The sequence below is a fragment of the Arthrobacter sp. P1_B9 genome (assembly GCF_056406495.1).
This window is the reverse complement of the sequence record NZ_JBFUAA010000002.1, coordinates 88583-109559: the sequence shown is the minus strand read 5'-3', so window position 1 is coordinate 109559 and position 20977 is coordinate 88583. Positions and strand designations below refer to the sequence as shown.

Annotated in this window: 18 protein-coding genes; 14 read left to right on the top strand and 4 right to left on the bottom strand. The window is 67.4% G+C overall.

What is annotated here, in order from left to right; all coding sequences use genetic code 11:
- Positions 1-10: 10 nt before the first annotated feature.
- Positions 11-1924 carry an FAD-binding monooxygenase gene (locus AC1D1A_RS03005; RefSeq protein ID WP_476947110.1) on the bottom strand — a complete coding sequence of 638 codons (1914 nt, stop codon included), beginning with the start codon at positions 1922-1924 and terminating at the stop codon, positions 11-13.
- Between the two features lie 249 nt (positions 1925-2173).
- Between AC1D1A_RS03005 and AC1D1A_RS03000 the strand changes: the two genes are divergently transcribed.
- Genes AC1D1A_RS03000 through AC1D1A_RS02975 form a run of 6 tightly spaced genes read left to right on the top strand, consistent with a single transcriptional unit; the run spans position 2174 to position 8686 of the window.
- Positions 2174-3679, top strand: coding sequence for a fumarylacetoacetate hydrolase family protein (locus tag AC1D1A_RS03000; RefSeq protein WP_476931660.1), 1506 nt, complete (start codon positions 2174-2176; stop codon positions 3677-3679).
- A complete protein-coding gene (locus tag AC1D1A_RS02995; protein WP_026537409.1) occupies positions 3672-4373 on the top strand; it encodes a GntR family transcriptional regulator in 702 nt (233 codons plus the stop codon). Before AC1D1A_RS03000 ends, AC1D1A_RS02995 begins: the two co-directional genes overlap by 8 nt.
- 56 nt (positions 4374-4429) lie before the next feature.
- Positions 4430-5944, top strand: a complete 1515-nt coding sequence (gene hpaE, locus AC1D1A_RS02990) for a 5-carboxymethyl-2-hydroxymuconate semialdehyde dehydrogenase (RefSeq protein WP_476872901.1) — start codon at positions 4430-4432, stop codon at positions 5942-5944.
- 48 nt (positions 5945-5992) lie between these two features.
- Positions 5993-7081: a 3,4-dihydroxyphenylacetate 2,3-dioxygenase gene (gene hpaD, locus AC1D1A_RS02985; RefSeq protein ID WP_028276400.1), complete on the top strand. Its 1089-nt coding sequence runs from the start codon at positions 5993-5995 to the stop codon at positions 7079-7081.
- A gap of 1 nt (position 7082) precedes the next feature.
- Positions 7083-7868 carry a 2-oxo-hept-4-ene-1,7-dioate hydratase gene (gene hpaH, locus AC1D1A_RS02980; protein ID WP_476870358.1) on the top strand — a complete coding sequence of 262 codons (786 nt, stop codon included), beginning with the start codon at positions 7083-7085 and terminating at the stop codon, positions 7866-7868.
- On the top strand, positions 7853-8686 hold the full coding sequence (locus tag AC1D1A_RS02975; RefSeq protein ID WP_476947109.1) for an aldolase/citrate lyase family protein: 834 nt from the start codon (positions 7853-7855) through the stop codon (positions 8684-8686). Before hpaH ends, AC1D1A_RS02975 begins: the two co-directional genes overlap by 16 nt.
- A 105-nt stretch (positions 8687-8791) precedes the next feature.
- On the opposite strand, the gene AC1D1A_RS02970 is transcribed toward AC1D1A_RS02975, so the two are convergent.
- Together AC1D1A_RS02970 and AC1D1A_RS02965 are read right to left on the bottom strand one after the other, a co-directional pair.
- The gene (locus tag AC1D1A_RS02970; RefSeq protein WP_476855549.1) at positions 8792-10249 is read right to left on the bottom strand and encodes an amino acid permease; all 1458 of its coding nucleotides are present in this window, start codon (positions 10247-10249) and stop codon (positions 8792-8794) included.
- A 269-nt stretch (positions 10250-10518) separates the two neighbouring features.
- Positions 10519-12201 (bottom strand): ABC-F family ATP-binding cassette domain-containing protein, encoded by a 1683-nt coding sequence (locus AC1D1A_RS02965; RefSeq protein WP_476947108.1) that lies wholly within the window; start codon positions 12199-12201, stop codon positions 10519-10521.
- Between the two features lie 186 nt (positions 12202-12387).
- Between AC1D1A_RS02965 and AC1D1A_RS02960 the strand changes: the two genes are divergently transcribed.
- From AC1D1A_RS02960 to AC1D1A_RS02935, 6 genes are all read left to right on the top strand, one after another.
- Positions 12388-13149 (top strand): lysostaphin resistance A-like protein, encoded by a 762-nt coding sequence (locus tag AC1D1A_RS02960; RefSeq protein ID WP_476947107.1) that lies wholly within the window; start codon positions 12388-12390, stop codon positions 13147-13149.
- Between the two features lie 130 nt (positions 13150-13279).
- Positions 13280-14557 (top strand): S1C family serine protease, encoded by a 1278-nt coding sequence (locus tag AC1D1A_RS02955; RefSeq protein WP_476872899.1) that lies wholly within the window; start codon positions 13280-13282, stop codon positions 14555-14557.
- A 39-nt stretch (positions 14558-14596) separates the two neighbouring features.
- Positions 14597-15037 (top strand): VOC family protein, encoded by a 441-nt coding sequence (locus AC1D1A_RS02950; protein ID WP_476947106.1) that lies wholly within the window; start codon positions 14597-14599, stop codon positions 15035-15037.
- 21 nt (positions 15038-15058) lie between these two features.
- The gene (locus tag AC1D1A_RS02945) at positions 15059-16027 is read left to right on the top strand and encodes a 1,4-dihydroxy-2-naphthoyl-CoA synthase (protein ID WP_476947105.1); all 969 of its coding nucleotides are present in this window, start codon (positions 15059-15061) and stop codon (positions 16025-16027) included.
- 23 nt (positions 16028-16050) lie between these two features.
- A complete protein-coding gene (locus AC1D1A_RS02940) occupies positions 16051-17196 on the top strand; it encodes an AMP-binding protein (RefSeq protein ID WP_476850271.1) in 1146 nt (381 codons plus the stop codon).
- A 73-nt stretch (positions 17197-17269) separates the two neighbouring features.
- The gene (locus AC1D1A_RS02935) at positions 17270-18151 is read left to right on the top strand and encodes a 1,4-dihydroxy-2-naphthoate polyprenyltransferase (protein ID WP_476947104.1); all 882 of its coding nucleotides are present in this window, start codon (positions 17270-17272) and stop codon (positions 18149-18151) included.
- A 137-nt stretch (positions 18152-18288) separates the two neighbouring features.
- On the opposite strand, the gene AC1D1A_RS02930 is transcribed toward AC1D1A_RS02935, so the two are convergent.
- Positions 18289-18612 (bottom strand): DUF4229 domain-containing protein, encoded by a 324-nt coding sequence (locus tag AC1D1A_RS02930; protein ID WP_476872896.1) that lies wholly within the window; start codon positions 18610-18612, stop codon positions 18289-18291.
- A gap of 129 nt (positions 18613-18741) precedes the next feature.
- On the opposite strand from AC1D1A_RS02930, the gene AC1D1A_RS02925 reads away from it, so the two are divergent.
- Positions 18742-19170: a PLD nuclease N-terminal domain-containing protein gene (locus AC1D1A_RS02925; protein WP_476947103.1), complete on the top strand. Its 429-nt coding sequence runs from the start codon at positions 18742-18744 to the stop codon at positions 19168-19170.
- 160 nt (positions 19171-19330) lie between these two features.
- Positions 19331-20914 carry an alkaline phosphatase D family protein gene (locus AC1D1A_RS02920; protein ID WP_476947102.1) on the top strand — a complete coding sequence of 528 codons (1584 nt, stop codon included), beginning with the start codon at positions 19331-19333 and terminating at the stop codon, positions 20912-20914.
- Positions 20915-20977 lie beyond the last annotated feature (63 nt).

The window sequence follows — 20977 nt, the reverse complement described above, 5'->3', positions numbered from 1 at the left end:
CTCCACGCGGTCACACCGCCGCGGGCCGCCCTGCCCGCAACAGGGGTGCGAAGAACGCGGCAAGCTCCGCCGTCGCCGTCAGCGGCAGGACGGTGGCCACGTACTGGTCCGGGCGCACCACCACGATGACGCCGCCGCGGTCGATGCCGCGCAACTCAAAGATGTCCGCCGCCGGGTCGGTGCCGTAGACCTTTTCGAGGTAGGGGAGCTTGAACGGCCCCACCTCCGGTTTGAACACCGCGGGGACGTTGCCGATGTCGATGCCAGTGTGATCCTGCTGGTAGATCACCTTCACGTCGAACCAGGCGTCACGGTCGGCCCCCGCGGGGGTGGCGGCGAGCGGCGAGTCCGGCGCGCTGGCCAGCCACGCGGCGAGGTCCGCGGCGGGCGACGGGGCCCCCGCCTGTTGTGCTGGCGCCGCCTGGTCCGCGAAGACGTAGATGCGCCAGCGGCCGTCCGCCGTGGCCTGGTGGCCGAGCTGGACCGGGTTGGTGTCGCAGACCCGCACAACCGGCGCGGACTTGAAGCGCTTGCCGACGGGAAAGCCGGTGGCCAGCTGCTGGTGCGTGGCCTCGGCGACGACCATCGACGGCGAGTACTCGGTCATGAAGCCGGCAGGGAACTCGGCGGTGCGCACGTAGAAGTCCTCGAGCTCGGAGGGGTTTTCAAACTCCTCGGGCTTCTTCGCCATGAGCGTCGACCACACCTTGTCGAAGTCGATCAGGTTCTTCGCGACCACCTGCCGCTCGGCCGAGTACGTGGACAGCAGGCTCTCCGGGCTGCGCCCCTCCAGCACGTGGCCGAGCTTCCAGCCGATATTGAAGCCGTCCTGCATGGAGACGTTCATGCCCTGGCCGGCCTTGGCGCTGTGCGTGTGGCACGCGTCGCCGGTGATGAACACCCGCGGCGTGCGGGTGCCCAGCTCCTCCGGGAGGACGTCGTCGAACCTGTCGGTAAGGCGGTGGCCCACCTCGTACACGCTGTGCCAGGCCACGTTGCGCACGTCGAGCGTGTAGGGGTGGATGATCGCGTTGGCCTTGGCGATGATCTGCTCGATGGTGGTCTTGCGGACCGCACCGCGGTCGTCCGCGGCGACCTCGCCGAGATCGACATACATGCGGAAGAGATGCCCGCCCTCGCGCGGGATCAGCAGGATGCTGCCGCCGTCGTGGGACTGGATGGCGCATTTGAGCCGGATGTCGGGGAAATCCGTGGAGGCGAGCACGTCCATGACGCCCCACGCGTGGTTGGCCTGGTCGCCCGCCATGGTGCAGCCGATCGAGTCGCGCACCTTGCTGCGGGCGCCGTCCGCGCCCACCACGTACCTGGCCCGCACGATGCGCTCCCGGCCCTCGTCAGGACCGGCGGTGTGCGCCAGCGTCACGGCGACCGGGTACTCGCCCTCGCCGGTGACCTCCAGGCCGCGGAACTCCAGCCCGTAGTCCGGGCTCATGCGGCTCGGGGACATGGCCATGAACTCGGCGAAGTAGTCGAGCACGCGGGCCTGGTTGACGATGAGATGCGGGAACTCGCTGATCCCGCCCGGGTCATCGAGGGTGCGCGCGCTGCGGACGATGTTCGAGGGGTCCGCGGGATCCGGCTTCCAGAACGCCATCTCCGTGATGCGGTACGCCTCGGCGATGATCCGCTCGGCGAAACCGAAGGCCTGGAAGGTCTCGACGCTGCGGGCCTGGATGCCGTCGGCCTGGCCGATCGCGAGCCGGCCCGGCCGGCGTTCCACGATCCGGGTGGTGACGCCCGGGAACTGGGACAGCTGGGCTGCGGCGAGCATGCCGGCGGGGCCGGAGCCCACGATCAGCACATCTACCTCGTCGGGAAGGTGTGTGGGCCGGTCGATGCCGGCGCCGGCGGCCGGCTGGACCCGCGGGTCACCGGATACGTAGCCGTGGTGGTGGAAATGCACGGGCTTTCCTCACTTCGTTGTGTGGCGGCCTGTCGCCGACCAAGCGTGTTCGATATTAGAACGTGACGTTCGATAATAGAATTTCGGTCCCTGATCCAAAACTGTACGTCAGATATGACGCAGGTTACAAGTGCCCCCAACGGCCCGGGCAAAGGCCCCGGCAAACATCCCCGCGCAAGGGGTTGACGCTCCCCGGCTTCCGGGCCATAGTGTTTCGTATACGATTTCGTACTCGATGAGGAGTAACATTTGGAACAGGTCACCGACCACATCCTGGCCGCGGCCCGCAAGGTCATCGCGGTGCATATCAACTACCCCAGCCGGGCAGCCCAGCGCGGCCGCACACCCGAGCAGCCCTCCTACTTCCTGAAGCCGTCGTCGTCGCTGGCTCTCGGTTCTGCATCAGCGCCTTCAACCGTGGAGCGCCCGGCCGGCTGCGAACTCCTCGGCTACGAGGGCGAGATCGCCCTGATCATCGGCAAGACCGCCCGCCGCGTGGGCCTCGAGGATGCGTGGAGCCATGTCGAATGGGTCACCGCCAGCAACGACCTCGGCGTCTACGACCTCCGCTACGCGGACAAGGGCTCCAACCTCCGCTCCAAGGGCGGCGACGGCTTCACGCCCGTGGGCCCGGGCCTGATCGCGGCAGACGCCGTCGATCCCGCCAAACTGCGGATCCGCACGTGGCACAACGGTGAACTGGTCCAGGACGACACCACCGTGGACCTGCTCTTCCCGTTCGCCCGGCTCGTGGCCGACCTGTCCCAGCTGCTCACCCTCGAAGAGGGCGACATCATCCTCACCGGCACCCCCGCCGGGGCGTCGGTGGCCACGCCGGGCGACGTCGTCGAGGTGGAAGTCAGCGCGACGACGGGAGGCGCCGCCGGCGGCGGGCTCACCACCGGCCGGCTGGTCACCCGGGTGGAGGAAGGCACGACGCCGTTCGCGGACTTCGGCGCCCGGCCCAAGACCGATGATCTCCAGCGGGAGGAAGCCTACGGTTCCCGTGAAGCGGCCGGCCTCGCCGCCGCCCAGCTGTCAGGGACGCCGGGCCTGTCCCCGGAGCTGAAGGCCAAACTGGAGTCCGTCTGCACGGCCACCCTGTCCTCCCAGCTGCGCAAGCGCGGCCTGAACAACGTCAGCATCGACGGCCTGTCCTCCACCCGCCCGGAGCGGCGGATCGTGGGCCTGGCCCGGACCCTGCGCTACGTGCCCAACCGCGAGGACCTGTTCACGACCCACGGCGGCGGCTTCAATGCCCAGAAGAAGGCCATCGATTCCGTCAACGAGGGCGAGATCCTGGTGATGGAAGCCCGCGGCGAAAAGGGCACCGGCACGATCGGCGACATCCTGGCCCTGCGCGCCCAGGTCCGCGGCGCCGCCGCCATCATCACCGACGGCGGCGTGCGCGACTTCACCGCCGTGGCCGCCATGGACATGCCTACGTACTATGCCAACCCGCACCCGGCCGTCCTGGGCCGCCGGCACATCCCCTGGGACACGGACATCACCATCGCCTGTGGCGGCACCACCGTGCAGCCCGGGGACATCATCGTCGCGGACGCCGACGGGATCCTGGTGATCCCGCCGGCCCTCGCCGACGAGCTCGCGGACGACTCCATCGCGCAGGAACGCGAGGAAACCTTCATCGCCGAGATGGTGCAGCAGGGCCACAGCGTCGACGGCCTCTACCCGCTCAACGCCGCCTGGCGGACCCGGTACCAGGAATGGGAAGCAGGCAAGACCAATGACTGAGACAGCCAGGGCCGCAGCCACGCCGGCCGCGACTTCCGGCAGCAAATCCGAGCAGGCCTATGCGGCCGTCAAGGCCCGGATCGTGGACGGGACCTACTCCCCCGGCTACCGGCTGGTGCTGGCCAAGATAGCCGAGGACCTGGGCGTCAGCGTGGTGCCGGTCCGCGAAGCGATCCGCCGGCTCGAGGCCGAGGGCCTGGTCAAGTTCGAGCGGAATGTCGGCGCCACTGTGTCCGGAATCGACCCCACCGAATACCTCTACACGATGCAGACCCTCAGCATCGTTGAGGGCGCCGCAACGGCACTCTCGGCCCCGCTGATCGGGGCGGCGGACGTGGCCCGCGCCCGGGCAGTCAACGCCGAGATGCGCGAATGCCTGCAGCACTTCGACCCCGTCCGGTTCACCCGGCTGAACCAGGACTTCCACAGCGTCCTGTTCGAGCACTGCCCCAACCCGCACATCCTGGACCTCGTCCACCGGGGCTGGAACCGGCTGGCGTCACTGCGCTCCTCCACGTTCCGCTTCGTCCCGGGCCGGGCCCACGAATCCGTCGACGAGCACGAGGCGCTGCTGCAGCTCATCGAGTCCGGCGCCAGCCCGGATGACATCGAAAAGGCCGCCCGCCGCCACCGCAGCGCCACCCTGGACGCGTACCTCGCCCAAACCAACGCGGGGTCACTTAGCGCCCATTAAGGCGCCCGGCATGGGCCGTAAGTGACCCCGCGTTGCACTATCAGTAAGGAAAAACAATGACGTTTACTGCCGCAGAAACCACCACTCACTACGTTCCGCAGGGCCTTCCCACCCACATCCAGCACTACATCAACGGCGACTTCGTTGATTCGGTGGGCGGGGCGACCTTCGATGTCCTGGACCCGGTGTCCAACACCAACTACGCCACCGCCGCCGCCGGCCAGAAGGAAGACATCGACCTCGCCGTAGCCGCGGCCCGCGAGGCGTTCACCAACGGCCCGTGGCCGAAGATGAAGCCGCGCGAGCGGGCCCGGGTCCTGAACAGGATCGCCGACGCCGTCGAAGCCCAGGAGGCCCGCCTGGCCGAGCTCGAAACCTTCGACACCGGCCTGCCCATCACTCAGGCCAAGGGCCAGGCGCTGCGCGCGGCCGAGAACTTCCGCTTCTTCGCGGACCTGATCGTGGCCCAGTTCGACGACGCCATGAAGGTCCCCGGCGCCCAGATCAACTACGTCAACCGCAAGCCGATCGGCGTCGCCGGGCTCATCACCCCGTGGAACACCCCGTTCATGCTCGAGTCCTGGAAGCTCGCCCCGGCCCTGGCCACCGGCAACACCGTGGTCCTCAAGCCGGCCGAATTCACCCCGCTCTCGGCCTCGCTCTGGGCGACGATCTTCAAGGACGCAGGGCTCCCCGACGGCGTCTTCAACTTGGTCAACGGCCTCGGTGAGGAAGCCGGCGACGCCCTGGTCAAGCACCCGGATGTGCCGCTGATCTCCTTCACCGGCGAAACCACCACCGGCCAGACCATCTTCCGCAACGCCGCGGCCAACCTCAAGGGCCTCTCCATGGAGCTCGGCGGCAAGTCACCGTGCGTCGTGTTCGCCGACGCCGACCTTGAGGCCGCGATCGACTCCGCCCTGTTCGGCGTCTTCTCGCTCAACGGCGAGCGCTGCACCGCCGGCTCCCGAATCCTGGTGGAGCGCGCCGTGTACGAGGAATTCTGCGACAAGTACGCCGCCCGGGCCAGGAACATCGTGGTCGGTGACCCGCACGACCCCAAGACCGAGGTCGGCGCGCTGGTCCACCCCGAGCACTACGCCAAGGTGGCCTCCTACGTGGAGATCGGCAAGTCCGAGGGCCGGCTGCTGGCCGGCGGCGGCCGCCCTGACCACCTGCCCGAGGGCAACTACATCGCACCCACGGTGTTCGCCGACGTCGCCCCGGACGCGCGGATCTTCCAGGAGGAGATCTTCGGCCCCGTCGTCGCCATCACCCCGTTCGATACCGACGAGGAAGCCCTCGCCCTGGCGAACAACACCAGGTACGGGCTCGCGGCGTACATCTGGACCCAGAACCTGACCCGCGCGCACAACTTCTCCCAAAACGTCGAGGCCGGCATGGTCTGGCTCAACAGCCACAACGTCCGCGACCTCCGCACCCCCTTCGGCGGCGTCAAGGCCTCGGGCCTGGGCCACGAGGGCGGGTACCGCTCGATCGACTTCTACACCGACCAGCAGGCTGTCCACATCACCCTGGGCACCGTCCATACGCCCAAATTCGGCGCCTAAGTTTCCCGCCGGCGCCACCCAGACCCCTTTCAAAGAAGAGAGAGCACCATGACCAACTTCGTCCCCACCCCCACTGTCCCGGCCCCGGACATCGTCCGCTGCGCCTACCTGGAACTTGTGGTCACGGACCTCGCCAAGTCCCGCCAGTTCTATGTGGACCTGCTGGGCCTGCACGTCACCGAGGAAGACGAGAACACCATCTACCTGCGCTCCCTCGAGGAGTTCATCCACCACAACCTGGTGCTGCGCAAGGGGCCCGTGGCCGCTGCGGCCGCCTTCGCCTACCGGGTGAAGTCGCCGGCCGAGGTGGACGCGGCCGAGGCCTATTACAAGGAACTGGGCTGCCGCACCGAGCGCCGCAAGGAAGGCTTCACCAAGGGCATCGGCGACGCCGTCCGCGTCGAGGATCCGCTGGGCTTCCCCTACGAATTCTTCTACGAGACCGAACACGTCGAGCGCCTCACCCAGCGCTACGACCTCTACTCCGCCGGCGAACTGGTCCGGCTGGACCACTTCAACCAGGTCACCCCGGACGTCCCGCGCGGCCGGGCGTACCTCGAGGACCTGGGCTTCCGGGTCTCCGAGGACATCAAAGACTCCGACGGCGTCACGTACGCCGCGTGGATGCACCGCAAGCAGACAGTGCACGACACCGCCCTGACCGGCGGCAACGGCCCGCGGCTGCACCACATTGCCTTCGCCACGCACGAGAAGCACAACATCATCCAGATCTGCGACAAGATGGGCGCCCTGCGCATCTCGGACCGGATCGAACGCGGCCCCGGCAGGCACGGCGTCTCCAACGCCTTCTACCTCTACATCCTGGACCCGGACGGCCACCGCATCGAGATCTACACCCAGGACTACTACACCGGCGACCCGGACAACCCCACCATCACCTGGGACGTTCACGACAACCAGCGCCGCGACTGGTGGGGCAACCCCGTGGTCCCCTCCTGGTACACCGAGGCCTCCCTGGTCCTGGACCTCGACGGCAACCCGCAGCCCGTGATCGTCCGTGAGGAAAAGAGCGAGATGGCCGTGACCGTGGGCGCCGACGGCTTCTCCTACACCCGCAAGGAAGAGGACGGCTCCGCCGGAGAAGCGACGGGCTTCAAGCTCGGGGCGCAGGTTTAGCGTGCTTGATCCCGCGACGATCGAGGCCATCGCAGACGAACTGCTGGAAGCCGGCCGCAGCCGTACTCCGGTCCCCCGCCTGACCACCCGTTACCCGGGGATGACGGTGGAGGACTCCTACGCAGTCCAGCGGCTGTGGCGGCGCCGCAACGAGGACGCCGGACGGACCCTCGTGGGCCGCAAGATCGGCCTCACGTCCAAGGCGATGCAGGCCGCCACCGGCATCACCGAGCCGGACTACGGCGCGATCTTCGATGACATGGTGCTGGAAACCGGCTGCTCCGTGGACTGGGACCGGTACACCCATCCCCGGGTGGAGGTGGAGCTCGCGTTCGTGTTGAAGAAGGACCTCGCCGGTCCCGGCTGCACCATCTTCGACGTCCTGAACGCCACGGACTACGTGGTCCCGGCCCTGGAGATCCTGGACTCCCGGATCGAAATGGAGGGACGGACCATCGTGGACACCATCGCGGACAACGCGGCGATGGGCGCCATGGTGATCGGCGGCAACCCCGTGCGTCCCGACGCCGTGGACCTGCGCTGGGTCTCCGCCATCCTCTACAAGAACCAGACCGTGGAGGAAACCGGCGTGGCCGCCGGCGTCCTGGACCACCCGGCCAACGGCGTGCACTGGCTGGCCAACAAGATCGCCGCCCACGGCGACGGCATGAAAGCCGGCGACATCATCCTCGCCGGCTCCTTCACCCGGCCCCTCTGGGTCTACAAGGGTGACACCGTGCACGCCGACTACGGCCCCCTGGGAGTTGTGACATGCCGTTTCGAGTAGAACCCGACGCCACCTTCAAGCACGCCCTGCGCACCCAAACCGGCACTGCCGGCCGTCCCCTGGCCGGGATATGGGTCTGCTCCGGCAGCCCGCTCGTGGCCGAAATCTGCGCCGGGTCCGGTCTGGACTGGCTCCTGATCGACGCCGAGCACAGCCCGAACGGCCTCGAATCCATCCTGGCCCAACTGCAGGCCGTGCACGGCTACCCGGTCCATCCGGTGGTCCGGCCGCCGGTGAATGACACGGTGCTCATCAAGCAGTACCTGGACCTGGGCGTCCAGAACCTGCTGATCCCCATGGTGAACTCGGCAGCCGAGGCGGAGGCCGCCGTGGCCGCCACCCGCTACCCGCCCCACGGCGTCCGCGGGGTGGGCTCGGCCCTTGCCCGGGCCGCGCGCTGGAACCGTATCCCGGATTACCTCGCCCGCGCCTCGGGCACCGTCAGCGTCACCGTCCAGATTGAATCCGTTGCCGCAGTGGCCGCCGTCGGGGAGATCCTCGAAGTGGAGGGCGTGGACGCGATCTTCCTCGGGCCCTCCGACCTCGCCGCCTCCATGGGGCTGCTGGGCCAGCAGGAACACCCCCGGGTACGCGCCGCCGTCGAACGCTGCCTCGCCGCCGCCACAGCGGCCGGCAAACCTGCCGGCGTGAACGCCTTCAACCCGGCAACGGCCCGCGCTTACCTGGCCGCCGGCGCCGCGTTCGTGCTGGTCGGGGCCGATGTGTCCATCCTGGCCCGCGGCTCCGAGGCCCTTGCCGCCGACTACATCCCACCGGATGCGGTGGCTGAGCCCGGCGGCACCCCCGCCAGCTACTGAGGGCCCTCCGCTTTAAACGCAGTTAAACGCGACGGCGGCAGCCACCTTTTCCAGGTGGCTGCCGCCGTAGCATTTCTGCGTGCCGCGCGTCGGGACCGGTGGGTCCTAGCTGTAGAGCTCGCTCTTGGGCGCGTTGTTCTTGACCTTCTGCCAGCCCAGCCACAGCACCAGGGCGAAGAACGGGACGGTCGCCAGGGTCCACAGGCCCAGGTGGAAGACCTCGCCGGTCTTGCTGGTCATGGTGTCGAAGCCGATCAGCACGGTGATGGCCAGTAGTGCGACCAGCCCGGCCCAGCTGGTCCACGGCGAGCCCGGCATGGGCAGGCTGGAGACGCGGCCCTTCTGGTGGCGCAGCGCGATCTGGCTGGCGAAGATGGCGCCCCACGTGAAGATCACACCGATCGAGGCGGTGTTCAGCGCGAGGTCGAAGGCGTGCGAGCCGCCGAGCCAGATGTTCAGCATGATGCCCACGAGGTAGAAAGCTGCGATCGCAAGGATGGCCGCGTACGGCACGTGGCGCTTGGACATCCTGGTGAGCCACTGCGGGGCATGCCCGTTGTTGGCCATCGTGCGGAAGACACGGCCGATCGAGTACAGGCCCGAGTTGCAGGAGGACAGCGCGGCGGTGATGACGATCATGTTCATCACGTCGCCCACCCAGCCGAGGCCCATCTGGCCAAACACGGTGACGAACGGGGACACGCCGGCCTTGTACTGGTCCGAGGGCAGCAGCATGGCCAGCAGCAGCACGGAACCGACGTAGAACACCACAATGCGCAGTACGACGGCGCGGATCGCCTTGGGCACTTCGCGCTTGGCGTTCTGCATCTCACCGGCGGTGATACCGACGAGTTCGATGCCGTTGTAGGCGAAGATCACGGCGTTGAGCACGAGGACCATCACCAGGGCGCCCTTGGGGAACATCCCGCCGTCGTCGGCGAAGAGGTTGGTCACGGAGGCGTGGCCCGTGCCGACCTTGGCGTTGGTGACCACCATGAAGGTGCCAACGGCCAGGAAGATCAGGATGGCGCCGACCTTGAGGCAGGACGCCCAGAATTCAAACTCGCCGAACGCCTTGACGCTGAGCAGGTTGACGGCCACGAGCAGCGCGAGGGCGGCAATCGCGGAGGCTTCCACCGGCACGTTGGGGAAGAAGAACTGGAAGTACAGGCCGATCGCGATCAGTTCGGCGATCCCGGTCATGCCCCAGTTGATGAAGTACATCCAGCCGGAGAGGAAGGCGCCCTTCTTGCCGAACATTTCGCCGGCGTAGCTGACGAAGGAGCCCGAGGTCTGGCGGTACATGATGAGCTCGCCCAGCGCCCGCATGAGCAGGTAGGCGATCACGCCGGCGATGGCGTAGGAGAAGATCAGCGCCGGGCCCGTGGAGGCCAGGCGTCCGCCGGCGCCCATGAACAGGCCGACGCCGATTGCGCCGCCCATCGAGATCATCGTCACGTGGCGCCCGCTCAGGGTCTTCTTATAGCCCTCGGCGCTGAGGGTCGAGTCGACGGCGGTTTCCGCGGGCGCGCTCTGGAGTTCTGTGGGGGTAATTGATGGCACAACGGTTCCTTGTAGGTCGGATTATGGCCGGGACGGGACCGGGATTCGGTTACATTCCATTCGGGTTTCGGCCCGGTGGGACAGCAAGATGTACCGAACCTCACAAGGAGTCAAACCCTCGCGCGGCTCATCCATCGTACTGGAATTCCCGGACCGGCCGTGACGCGGGCAACAGCAGTCGGGCGCTATGCCTAATTAATGACACCAAATCTGCCAAATAGCAGAATAATGTTCTATTTTGTCCGCGCTGGCTCCGGCGAATCGTTCTGCTACGCCAGGGCGCCGTCCCGCATCGAGTACCGGAGCCAGTTACTGGCGCCGTTTCCGTGCCCGGTTTCCTGCCTGGCGCCGTGCCTTGTTTCTCGGCTCGTCCCTCGCCTGGCGCAGGTGCTGAACCACTCACCCAGCGCGCGGTCGTGGCTGACCATGACCAGTGTCCCTGCGAACTCGGACAGGGCCGCTTCAAGCTGTTCCACCAGCACGGGCGCCAGGTGGTTGGTGGGCTCGTCCACCAGCATCGTCCCGAACCCGCCCAGCAGGAGCCGGGCCAGCGCCAGCCTGCGTTGCTGCCCCGCGGAAAGGCTGCCCACCGGCACGTGGAATTCGCTGGTCCGGAAGAGCCCCAGGCGCAGCAGCGCCTCGGCGTGCTCATCGATATTGCCGCCCAGGCCCGCGGCAAAGGCGGGCAGGAGCCGCAGTCCCGGGCGCTGCGGGAGTTCCAACTCCTGCTGCAGGTAGCCGATCCGGCCGTGCCTCACCACTTTGCCCTGGGCCGGTTCCAGTGTGCCGGCGAGGACGGAGAGCAGCGTGGACTTCCCGGCACCGTTGGGGCCCGTGATGAGGATCTTCTGGCCGGCTTCCACCCGGAAGTCCGTGGGTTCCAGCCGGCCGGGCACCGCGACCCCCTGCGCCTCGAGCGCCGGGCCAACAGCTACGTCCGCCCGCAGATCCGTTGCCAGTTTCAGGGGCACCGGGGGACGGTCAATGGGGTTTGCCTCCAGCCGGCGCAGACGCTCCTGGGCGTTGCGGACCTTGCTGGTGGCCGCCTTCTGCCACGTGCCGGCCTTGAAGTCGAACCCCATCTTGTCGCCGTCGCGCTGGCGGGCGTAGCCCATCTTGCCGGCAACCGTGTCCGCCTGGAGCCGTTCGGCCGCCATCGCGTCCAGCCACCCGTGGTACTGCTGTGCCCAGCGCTGGCGCTCGGCAGCCTTCTCCCGCAGGTAGCCTTCATAGCCGTTGCCATACCGGTTGACCGACCGGCGCTCGGCATCGACCTCAATCACGGTTGAGGCCACTTTGCGCAGCAGCACGCGGTCGTGGGAGACCACCACCACCGTGCCGCGGTGCGCGGCCAGCCGCGCCTCCAGCCAGGCCGTGCCGGACGCGTCCAGGTGGTTGGTGGGTTCGTCCAGGAGCAAAATGTCGGCGGGATCGGCGAGAACGCAGGCCAGCGCCACCCGTTCCTGTTCCCCGCCGGAGAGCGAGCCCAGTGTCCGCATCCGGTCCAGCCCGCCCAGGCCGAGCCTGTCCAGCGCCGCTTCCACCCGGGATTCCGCGGCGTAGCCTTCCCGGAGCTGGTACTGCGTCTGCAGGTTTCCGTAGCGCTCCAGTTCGTCCGCTTCCGCGCCGGCCAGCCCGTCCTCCAGGCGGTCCAGCTCGGCCTCCAGCGCGCGGAGTGATTCCAGTGCGGCGTCGATCGCGTCGCTGACAGTGAACTGCTCCGGCATGCCATGGGTCTGGGCGAGGTAGCCCACGCGGCCGTGGCTGACGGACGTGCCCTCGTCCGGGGCCTCGAAACCGGCCAGGATACGCAGCAGTGTGGATTTGCCCGCGCCGTTTTCGCCGACGATCGCCACATGTTCGCCAGCCGTGATGGCAACGTCGACGCCGGCAAAGAGCTGGCGGTCCCCATAGCCGTGGGATACGCCCGAAAGGCGGAGATGTTCGCTCAAGGAGTCCTCGCAGTAGGTGCCAGCCTGCCCGACGGCGGCTTGCGTCCTCAGTATGGCACCGCCGGCCGTCACTGGGCACTGAGGCCCTGGGCACCGAGGCGGGTGCCGACGTCGGGCGTCAGGTCTGCGATGGCGCCGCGGATCAGCTGGACCGCGTCCTCCTGCCTCGGCGCTAGGCTGGGGGGCATGGGCACAGCTCTCCGTACACCACCCGCGCCGCAGCCGGAGCTTTACCGGTTCTCCCGGCTGGATTTCATCACTGTTGGACTCTATGTTGCCGTGGCCGGTCTATTCGCCGTGGCGGGCAGCCTGCTGGAGCCGCTGCTGCTGCAGATATCGCCCAATCCTGCTGTGGCGTCCTACGCGGTGAACCTGATCTTCTATGCAACGGTCGGCGCCCTTGCCCTGACCGCCGCGCGGCATGTTGCGGTCCGCGATCTCCGCGTCCTTGCCACAAGGCCCTGGTTCACGGCCCTGATGGTGCCGCTGACCGTCGTGGCGATGCTCATTCTCACCGCGGTTCTCGTGGCCCTCAGCGGACCTGTGCAGACCTCCGCCAACCAGGCGGGCCTTCAGGCGCTCATGCAGCAGGTCCCGGTCTGGCTCATGGTCCCCCTGCTGGTGTTGGTCGGCCCGTTCGTCGAGGAGTACATTTTCCGCCATTTGCTGATCGGCAAACTGAGCCGCCGGGTCAACCTCTGGGTCTGCTGCATCATGTCCGTGGTCCTGTTCGCGGCCCTGCACATCGTGGGCCAGGAGCAAATGACCCTGCAGGTGCTGATGCCGTACCTTGCCATGGGCGCCGTCCTGGTGTTCGTGTACGTCTGGACCGGGAAGAACGTGATGTTCTCCTACTTCGTCCACGCCTCCAAGAACCTCCTGGCGGTCGTCTTCATCTACGCCATTCCGCCCGAGGTGCTCGAACAGCTGCAGCAAGTGCAGGGGTAACCGAAGCAGCGCGGCGGCGCATGGCACCCGGCTCCCCTCTGGTTGTTCGCCGGCGCATGCGTTATCTTGAGGGCACTTCGCGATGGTTTGGGAGGGCTGGAGCGGCAACCTTGTATTGGGGAGGACTGCCATGAAAGCCCACGCCCACCGAATGTTCGCACTCCCGGCAGCTGCGGCGATGACGACACTTCTCGCGCTGAGCGGCTGCGTGTCCCTTCCCGGCGCCGCACCGACTGCACCGGCTGCACCGGCCACCCCAACGGCCACGTCTGCAGCGCCGGCGACCCCGCCGCCAACCAGCCAGGCGGCCGTCACGGCACCAGACCCGGTCGCTACCGGAAGCCGACAGCCGGGCGGGTGGGCCGGCACCGTCGCGAGTGTCCGCTCCGGAGTAGCAAAGATCAACGTCACGCTGTGCGACGCAGGCGGCGTCGGTACCGGTTTCCTCATCGAGAATGACCTCATCGTCACCGCCGCACACGTCGTGAAGGACCAAGCCGCCATCAGCATCAGCCTCGGAACAGAGATCTCGAGCGCGCAGGTACTCGGTATTGATGAGGCGGCCGACCTTGCTCTTTTGCGCACCGCCCGCCCGGTCAGCGGCCACATCTTCGACTTCGTCAGCGCTCCCCCGGCACTGGGCGAAGACGTGGCGGCGCTGGGCTTTCCCCTGGACGCCGACCTGACCTTCACCGCGGGACGCGTCAGCGGACTGAACCGGGAGCAGACAATCGGCACAAGGACGGTCAGCAACCTGATCCAGACCGACGCCGCCATCAATCCTGGAAACAGCGGCGGCCCGCTGCTGACCATGGACGGCAAGGTGGCAGGAGTCGTGAGCTCCAAGCGGGCCTGGGTTTTCGGTGCAGGCAGCGAAGGCAACTACAGTGCCGAAGGCACGGCCTTCGCTGTGGATGCCCGCAAGGCTGTCCTCGCCGTCGAGAGCTGGAAGAACCGCACCACTTCGCTGTCCCCGACAAGCTGCGGCCTGCCGGCACCGGCAGACACCAGCGCGATAGACGTTACGGTGAATTCCGATCACCCGCAGGCCGCCAACATCACCCAGAGCCTGGTATTTCATGGCCAGTCCATCAACCGCGGCGCATACGACCTCGCGTTCGCCATACTGACACCCGAGATGCAGGACCGGATGGGTGGACTCGAGACATGGCGGGAGGGGCTCGGCTCGTCTTTCTGGCGCACGCTGGAGGTCGAGGACGTATCCGCTGCCGGACCCGATCTCACGGCGTCCGTCCGGCTGAGGACCGTTCAGGACGCGCAGCACGGGCCCGACGGGCAGTCCTGCTCGGAATGGAAGCTCGACTACCTGATGACCTGGGATGGATCGATCTGGCGGATCGCGGACTCCCTTACGCCGCAAGGGCCTCCGGTGCCTTGCGGCGCCTGAACCCTACCGCCGCGAGCCGCGACGTCGTAGGTTCTTCCCATGACACTGAAAATCCAGATAGTCGTCGACTGCAAAAACCCGCACGAGCTCGCCGACTGGTGGGCCGAAACCCTGGAATGGGCCGTGGAGCCGCAGGATGAGGTTTTCATCCACTCCATGATCGAGCAGGGCTTCGCGACGGAGGCGGAGACCACCACGCACCGGGGCAAGGTCGTGTGGCGCGAGGGTGCCGCGATCCGGCCGCCCGAGGAACTCGACGCCAAGGCGCCCGCCCACCGCGTTTTGTTCCAGATTGTCCCGGAGGAAAAGACGGTCAAGAACCGGGTCCATTGGGACGTGCGGCTCGCGGGAGGGGACAAGGACGCCGTGCGGGCCGCCCTTGAAGCGCGCGGCGCCACGTTCCTCTGGTCTGCCAGTCAGGGACCGCATTCCTGGCACACCATGGCGGACCCGGAAGGCAACGAGTTCTGCATCAGCTGACGCGATTACTAGACTCGGACTGTGAGCAACGAAATCCCCGCCAAGGTATCCGACGTCTTTGACCCCTCCCGGTGGCGCACCGTGTCCGGTTTCGACGACTTCCAGGACATGACCTACCACCGGCAGGTGGAGCGCTCCACCGACGGGGAGGTGGTCCGGGACCTGCCCACCGTCCGCATCGCCTTCGACCGCCCCGAGGTCCGCAATGCCTTCCGGCCCGGCACCGTGGACGAGCTCTACCGCGCCATGGACCATGCCCGGATGACCCCGGACGTGGCCACCGTCCTGCTCACCGGCAACGGCCCCTCCCCCAAGGACGGCGGGCACTCGTTCTGCTCGGGCGGGGACCAGAGGATCCGCGGCCGCGACGGGTACCGGTACGTAGTACAAAACTCAGCTGACGGCGAGACCAAGGAATCCATCGATCCCGCCCGCGCCGGCCGGCTGCACATCCTGGAAGTCCAGCGGCTCATGCGCACCATGCCCAAGGTGGTCATCGCCGTCGTCAACGGCTGGGCAGCCGGCGGCGGGCACTCCCTCCACGTGGTCTCGGACCTCACCATCGCCTGCCGCGAGCACGGCAAGTTCAAGCAGACCGACGCCACCGTGGGAAGCTTCGACGCCGGCTACGGCTCGGCCCTCCTGGCCCGCCAGATCGGCCAGAAGTCCGCCCGGGAAATCTTCTTCCTGGCCCGTGAATATTCGGCCGAGGACATGGTCCGGATGGGCGCCGTGAACGAGGCCGTGGACCATGGACGCCTCGAGGAGGTCGCCCTGGAGTACGCCGCTGACATTGCCCGGCAGTCCCCGCAGGCCATCCGCATGCTCAAGTTCGCGTTCAACCTCGCCGACGACGGCCTGGCCGGCCAGCAGGTCTTCGCCGGCGAGGCGACCCGTCTGGCGTACATGACGGACGAGGCCGTGGAGGGCAAGGAAGCCTTCCTCGAGAAGCGCGATCCCGACTGGTCCGCTTTCCCGTACTACTTCTAAGGCGCGCTGTGACTTCCGGAGCCATGAACATCGAGCCTGCGCTCAAGGCGCTGGCTGCTGCCCTCCACGGCGAGGGACCCGCCGTCGAACTCTCCGCCGGGCCGGACGGCTCGCCGGTGCTGGGGTTCCCTGACACGGCCGGCATCGAGGACGCGGCCGTCGTGGTCCGGACCTCCGGGTCCACCGGCACGCCGAAGGCGACCGTCCTGACCGTCGAGGCCCTGGCGGCCTCGTCTGTGGCGACCGCCTTTGCGCTCAAGGGCGAGGGCCAGTGGCTGCTAGCCCTTCCCGTCCAGTATGTGGCCGGCGTCCAAGTGCTGGTCCGCTCGCTTTTTGCCGGGACCCGCCCGTGGGCCATGGACCTCTCCGGCGGTTTTACGCCGGAGGCCTTCACCGCCGCGGCCCTGGAGCTCACGGACAAGATCCGTTTCACCTCGCTGGTGCCCACCCAGCTCCAGCGCCTGCTGGACGCGCCCTCCGCCGAGACGCTGGCGGTGCTGCGGCGCTTCAACGCCATCCTGCTCGGCGGCGGACCCGCGTCCGCGCAGCTGCTCGACGCGGCCCGGGACGCCGGCGTGCGGGTGGTGACTACCTACGGCTCGTCCGAGACCTGCGGCGGGTGCGTGTACGACGGCTTCCCGCTCGAGGACGTCCTGGTCAGGGTGGAGGACGACGGCCGCATCCTGCTGGGCGGGGCAACCATTGCCGCCGGCTATCTTCAGGCCCCAGAGCTCTCGGCAGCGGCGTTCATCGAAGCGGACGGCGTCCGCTGGTACCGGACCAATGACCTCGGTGAACTGGACGCCGACGGCCGGCTCACCGTGCTCGGCCGGGCCGACGACGTCGTCATCACCGGCGGCGTCAAAGTTTCCGCCGCCCATGTCCAGGCTGAGCTGGAAAAGCTCGACGGCGTGCGGGCGGCTTTTGTCGCCGGTGTGCCGTCCGCGGAGTGGGGCCACGCCCTGGCCGCGTACGTCGCAGTGGCCGACAGTTCCCCGGAAGGGCTGGCGGCGTTCGCCGACCGCCGGAACCAGACCTGGGCCCCGTCGCTGGGCGCACTGGCCCCGAAAACCGTGCTGCCCGCCGCGGAACTGCTCATGCTGCCCAACGGGAAACCGGACCGGCTGGGCATGACGGTCCGGCTGGACGCCCTCCATCAGGGAAAATAGACAAGCGCTTCCGGCTTCCGGCCGGCAACTCAAACCACCAACGAGCATTCAACCAACCAACGAGGTACTGACCGTGGCCACAGCCGCACAATGGATCCAAGGCGCCCGACTGCGCACCCTGCCGGCCGCAATCGCACCGGTGCTGATCGGCAGCGCAGCCGCCTACGAGATGGATTCGTTCATCCTGCTGAACGCCATGCTGGCCGCCCTGGTCGCCCTGCTCCTGCAGATCGGCGTCAACTACGCCAACGACTACTCGGACGGGATCCGGGGCACGGATGAGGACCGGGTGGGTCCGCTCCGGCTGGTGGGCTCGGGGGCGGCCAGCCCGGAGCACGTCAAACGGGCCGCGTTCGCAGCCTTCGGGCTGGCGATGCTGTTCGGCCTGATCCTCGTGATCATCACGCAGGCCTGGTGGCTGATCCTGGTCGGCGTCGGCTGCGTGCTGGCCGCCTGGGGTTATACCGGCGGCAAGAACCCGTACGGCTATCTCGGCCTGGGCGACGTCTTCGTGTTTGTGTTCTTCGGCCTCGTCGCAACGCTGGGCACCACGTACACGCAGGCGGGGCAGTTGAGCGTGGCCGCGATCATTGGGGCGATCGGCACGGGGCTGATCGCGTGCGCCCTGCTGATGGCCAACAACGTCCGCGACATCCCGACCGACAGGAAGGCGGGGAAGAAGACCCTGGCCGTGCGGCTCGGGGACAAGCATGCGCGCGAAAGCTATGTGCTGATGCTGGCCGTCGCGATCCTGCTGGTCATCGTCCTGGCCCCCGCCCGGCCCTGGATGCTGATCGTGCTCCTGCTGATCCCCGCCAGCCTCATGCCGTCCTGGCTGATGATCGCCGGGCGGCGCCGCAAGAGCCTGATCCCGGTCCTGAAGCAGACCGGACTAATCAACCTCGGCTTCGCCGCGCTGTTTTCAATCGGACTCGTCCTCAGCCACGGGTTCTAAGCCGCGGGCTTAGGGCCGCGGCTCCCCGGGGCTTCCCGGGGCTTCCAGGGGCTTCCAGGGCTTCAGGGGACCAGCCCGGGGGCTCAGGGCCGCGGTTTCCCGGGGCTTGCAGGGCTTCAGGGAACCAGCCCGGGGGCTCAGGCCCCCGGTTGCCGGGAATCTTTGGGGCGGTCGTCCGTGCGGACGGCAATGTCGGGGTTCTCGTCCACGAGGCGGTCTTCGGCCTCGGCGTCGGCCACCTCTCCTGCGCTGCGCATCGGCTTGGCCTTGCCCGAGAACCGGTGGTGGAGCGTCGCGGTGGCCGCGTCGCGCTGCTTCTGGAAGAACAGGAAGCTGACGGCGAAGGACATCATTCCGGCGCACAGGGCGGCCAGGAGCACCCCCAGCTGCAGGTAGAGAAAGAGCGCAAACAAGGGCGCAAACAGCGCCAGTCGAATAAGGGTGTATTTGAGGAAAGCCACGCCTCAAGTTTAGCCGCCAGGACGGCGCGCTGCTTCGGCCATCCCGCTCCCCTCGTCCGCGGTGCCGGCAGCCTGCACCCGGGCATAGTGACCGGCGCCGTCGAGGCGCCCGACGGCTAGACTGAAGGTATGCTCCGTGTAGTGGTTCCGATCGTCATACTGGCCGTGTTTGTCTATGGACTGGTGGACCTCATCCGCACTGACGCGCGGCTGACCAGGGGCATCTCCAAGACCGCCTGGATTTTCGTGCAGGTCCTCCTCCCCGTGGTCGGCGCCACGCTGTGGTTTCTCATGGGACGCCCCCGCGCCACGGACACCGCACCGGTCGCCTACAGCCACCCGGTAGCGCCAGATGACGACCCCGAGTTCCTGCGCAACCTTGAGATCCGCCACCGCAACCAGACCGAGGCCGACAGGCTCAAGAAGCTCAAGGAAGAACTCGACGCCAAGGACCGCAAGAACGACGCCGGCAACGCGGAAGCCGGCGGCAGCGAAGGCGCCGGCGGTGCCCACGAACCCGGCGACGCCGGAACGCCCGGCACCGACGAGGTCAAGTAGCCCCAGCTCAAGTACGTGCGTTGACCGTTCCACTATTCCTGCCACCTCCATGGTGGATACCGACGAAGTGCCCGGTGCCAAGCGCGAATCTGGAGCTTAGAATGTCTAGATCATCGGCCGACCCATCTGAGCTCGGAAGTGGTGGAAATGCGTTTGAACCATGGATAACATTTCGCGCAGGGCACTGCTTACCGCCGGCTTGGGTGCAGGCATTCTCGTTTCGTTGCCCGGGGCCGCTGTGCCCGGCATCTCGACCGCGCAGGATGCCGGACTCCGGGGCGACCCGTTCACGCTCGGCGTCGCCTCAGGCGAACCCTGGCCGGATGGCTTCGTGCTCTGGACCCGCTTGGCGCTGGACCCGCTCACCGAGGACGGCCTCGGCGGGATGCCGTCCCGAAGCATCCCGGTAGCCTGGGAGGTAGGCGAGGACGCCGCGCTGGGCAAAGTGGTGGCCCGGGGCCTTGAATACGCCCATGTAGAGAACGCCCATTCCGTACATGTGGAATTGCGGGGGCTCCAGCCGGGACGCGAGTACTTTTATCGGTTCCGGTGCGGACGCCATGTGAGTCACACTGCCCGGACGCTTACGAGCCCCGCACCAAATGAGACTCCGGCGGCGCTCGCCATGGCCTTCGCCAGCTGCGCGAAGTATGAGCAAGGCTACTTCACGGCATACGCGCGCCTTGCCCAAGACCACCCTGACCTGGTGCTGCACCTTGGCGACTACGTGTACGAACGCCGCAGCGGCACCGATGTCCGCGAAGTCGCCCGCAACCGCGACGTGCTGGAGACGGTAACGCTTGAGGGCTACCGCCAGCGCCATGCGCAGTACAAGTCCGACGCCGATCTGCAGGCTGCGCATGCGATCGCACCGTGGCTGGTGGTCTGGGACGACCACGAAGTCGACAACAACTATGCGGATGACGTTCCCGAGGACAGGAGCCCGGCCGAGATGAACGATACCGCTGCCCGCTTCCGTGTGCGCCGCGGCGCGGCGTTCAAGGCCTACTACGAGAACATGCCGCTGCGCGCGTCCTCTGTGCCGGCCGGAGCGGACATGAAGATATATCGCACGATCCCTTGGGGCCAGCTGGCCAATTTCCATATGATGGACACCCGCCAGTATCGGGATGCCCAGGTCTCCGGCGGCTGGGGCAAGAATCTTGCCGGGCGGCTGGACAAGAACCGCACAATCACCGGCACCCGGCAGGAGAATTGGCTCCTGGAAGGATTCAAGAACTCCACCCAGCGCTGGGACATCCTGGGCCAGCAGGTCTTCTTCGCCGAACGGGACCGCAATAAGGCGGCCGGTATCGACGACGTTTCCATGGACAGCTGGGACGGCTACGCGGCATCGCGCCGGCGTATCACCCAGGGCTGGGTGGATGCCAAGGTGCGTAACGCCGTCGTCCTCACGGGGGACGTGCACCGGCACTGGGCCAACGAACTGAAGATCGACTATAAGGACCCTGACTCGCCGGTGGTGGGCTCAGAACTGGTCAGCACGTCCATTACCTCCGGGGGCAACGGTTCGGCTGCTACAGTCGATCCCGTCATGGCGTGGAATCCGCATTTGAAGTTCTTCAACAACCAGCGTGGCTACGTGAATACACGGATCACCAAGGACTCCCTCCGGGCGGATTTCCGGGTACTGGACTTCGTCAGCAGGCCGGGGTCCCCGGTCAGCACCAAGGCCTCGTTCCAAATCAACGACGCCCTTCCGGGCCTAGACCCCCGCGCTTAGGCACGGCAAGACGCACCTCTCCCCCGGCCGGCCCAACCGCACTCCTTGGACACGAATGGCCGC

Excerpts from the sequence above, each read along its gene's own strand:
- AC1D1A_RS02995 (WP_026537409.1), top strand. The coding sequence starts at position 3,672 with ATGACTGAGACAGCCAGGGCCGCAGCCACGCCGGCCGCGACTTCCGGC.
- hpaE (WP_476872901.1), top strand. The coding sequence starts at position 4,430 with ATGACGTTTACTGCCGCAGAAACCACCACTCACTACGTTCCGCAGGGC.
- hpaD (WP_028276400.1), top strand. The coding sequence starts at position 5,993 with ATGACCAACTTCGTCCCCACCCCCACTGTCCCGGCCCCGGACATCGTC.
- AC1D1A_RS02975 (WP_476947109.1), top strand. The coding sequence starts at position 7,853 with ATGCCGTTTCGAGTAGAACCCGACGCCACCTTCAAGCACGCCCTGCGC.
- AC1D1A_RS02960 (WP_476947107.1), top strand. The coding sequence starts at position 12,388 with ATGGGCACAGCTCTCCGTACACCACCCGCGCCGCAGCCGGAGCTTTAC.
- AC1D1A_RS02955 (WP_476872899.1), top strand. The coding sequence starts at position 13,280 with ATGAAAGCCCACGCCCACCGAATGTTCGCACTCCCGGCAGCTGCGGCG.
- AC1D1A_RS02950 (WP_476947106.1), top strand. The coding sequence starts at position 14,597 with ATGACACTGAAAATCCAGATAGTCGTCGACTGCAAAAACCCGCACGAG.
- AC1D1A_RS02940 (WP_476850271.1), top strand. The coding sequence starts at position 16,051 with ATGAACATCGAGCCTGCGCTCAAGGCGCTGGCTGCTGCCCTCCACGGC.
- AC1D1A_RS02925 (WP_476947103.1), top strand. The coding sequence starts at position 18,742 with ATGCTCCGTGTAGTGGTTCCGATCGTCATACTGGCCGTGTTTGTCTAT.
- AC1D1A_RS02920 (WP_476947102.1), top strand. The coding sequence starts at position 19,331 with ATGGATAACATTTCGCGCAGGGCACTGCTTACCGCCGGCTTGGGTGCA.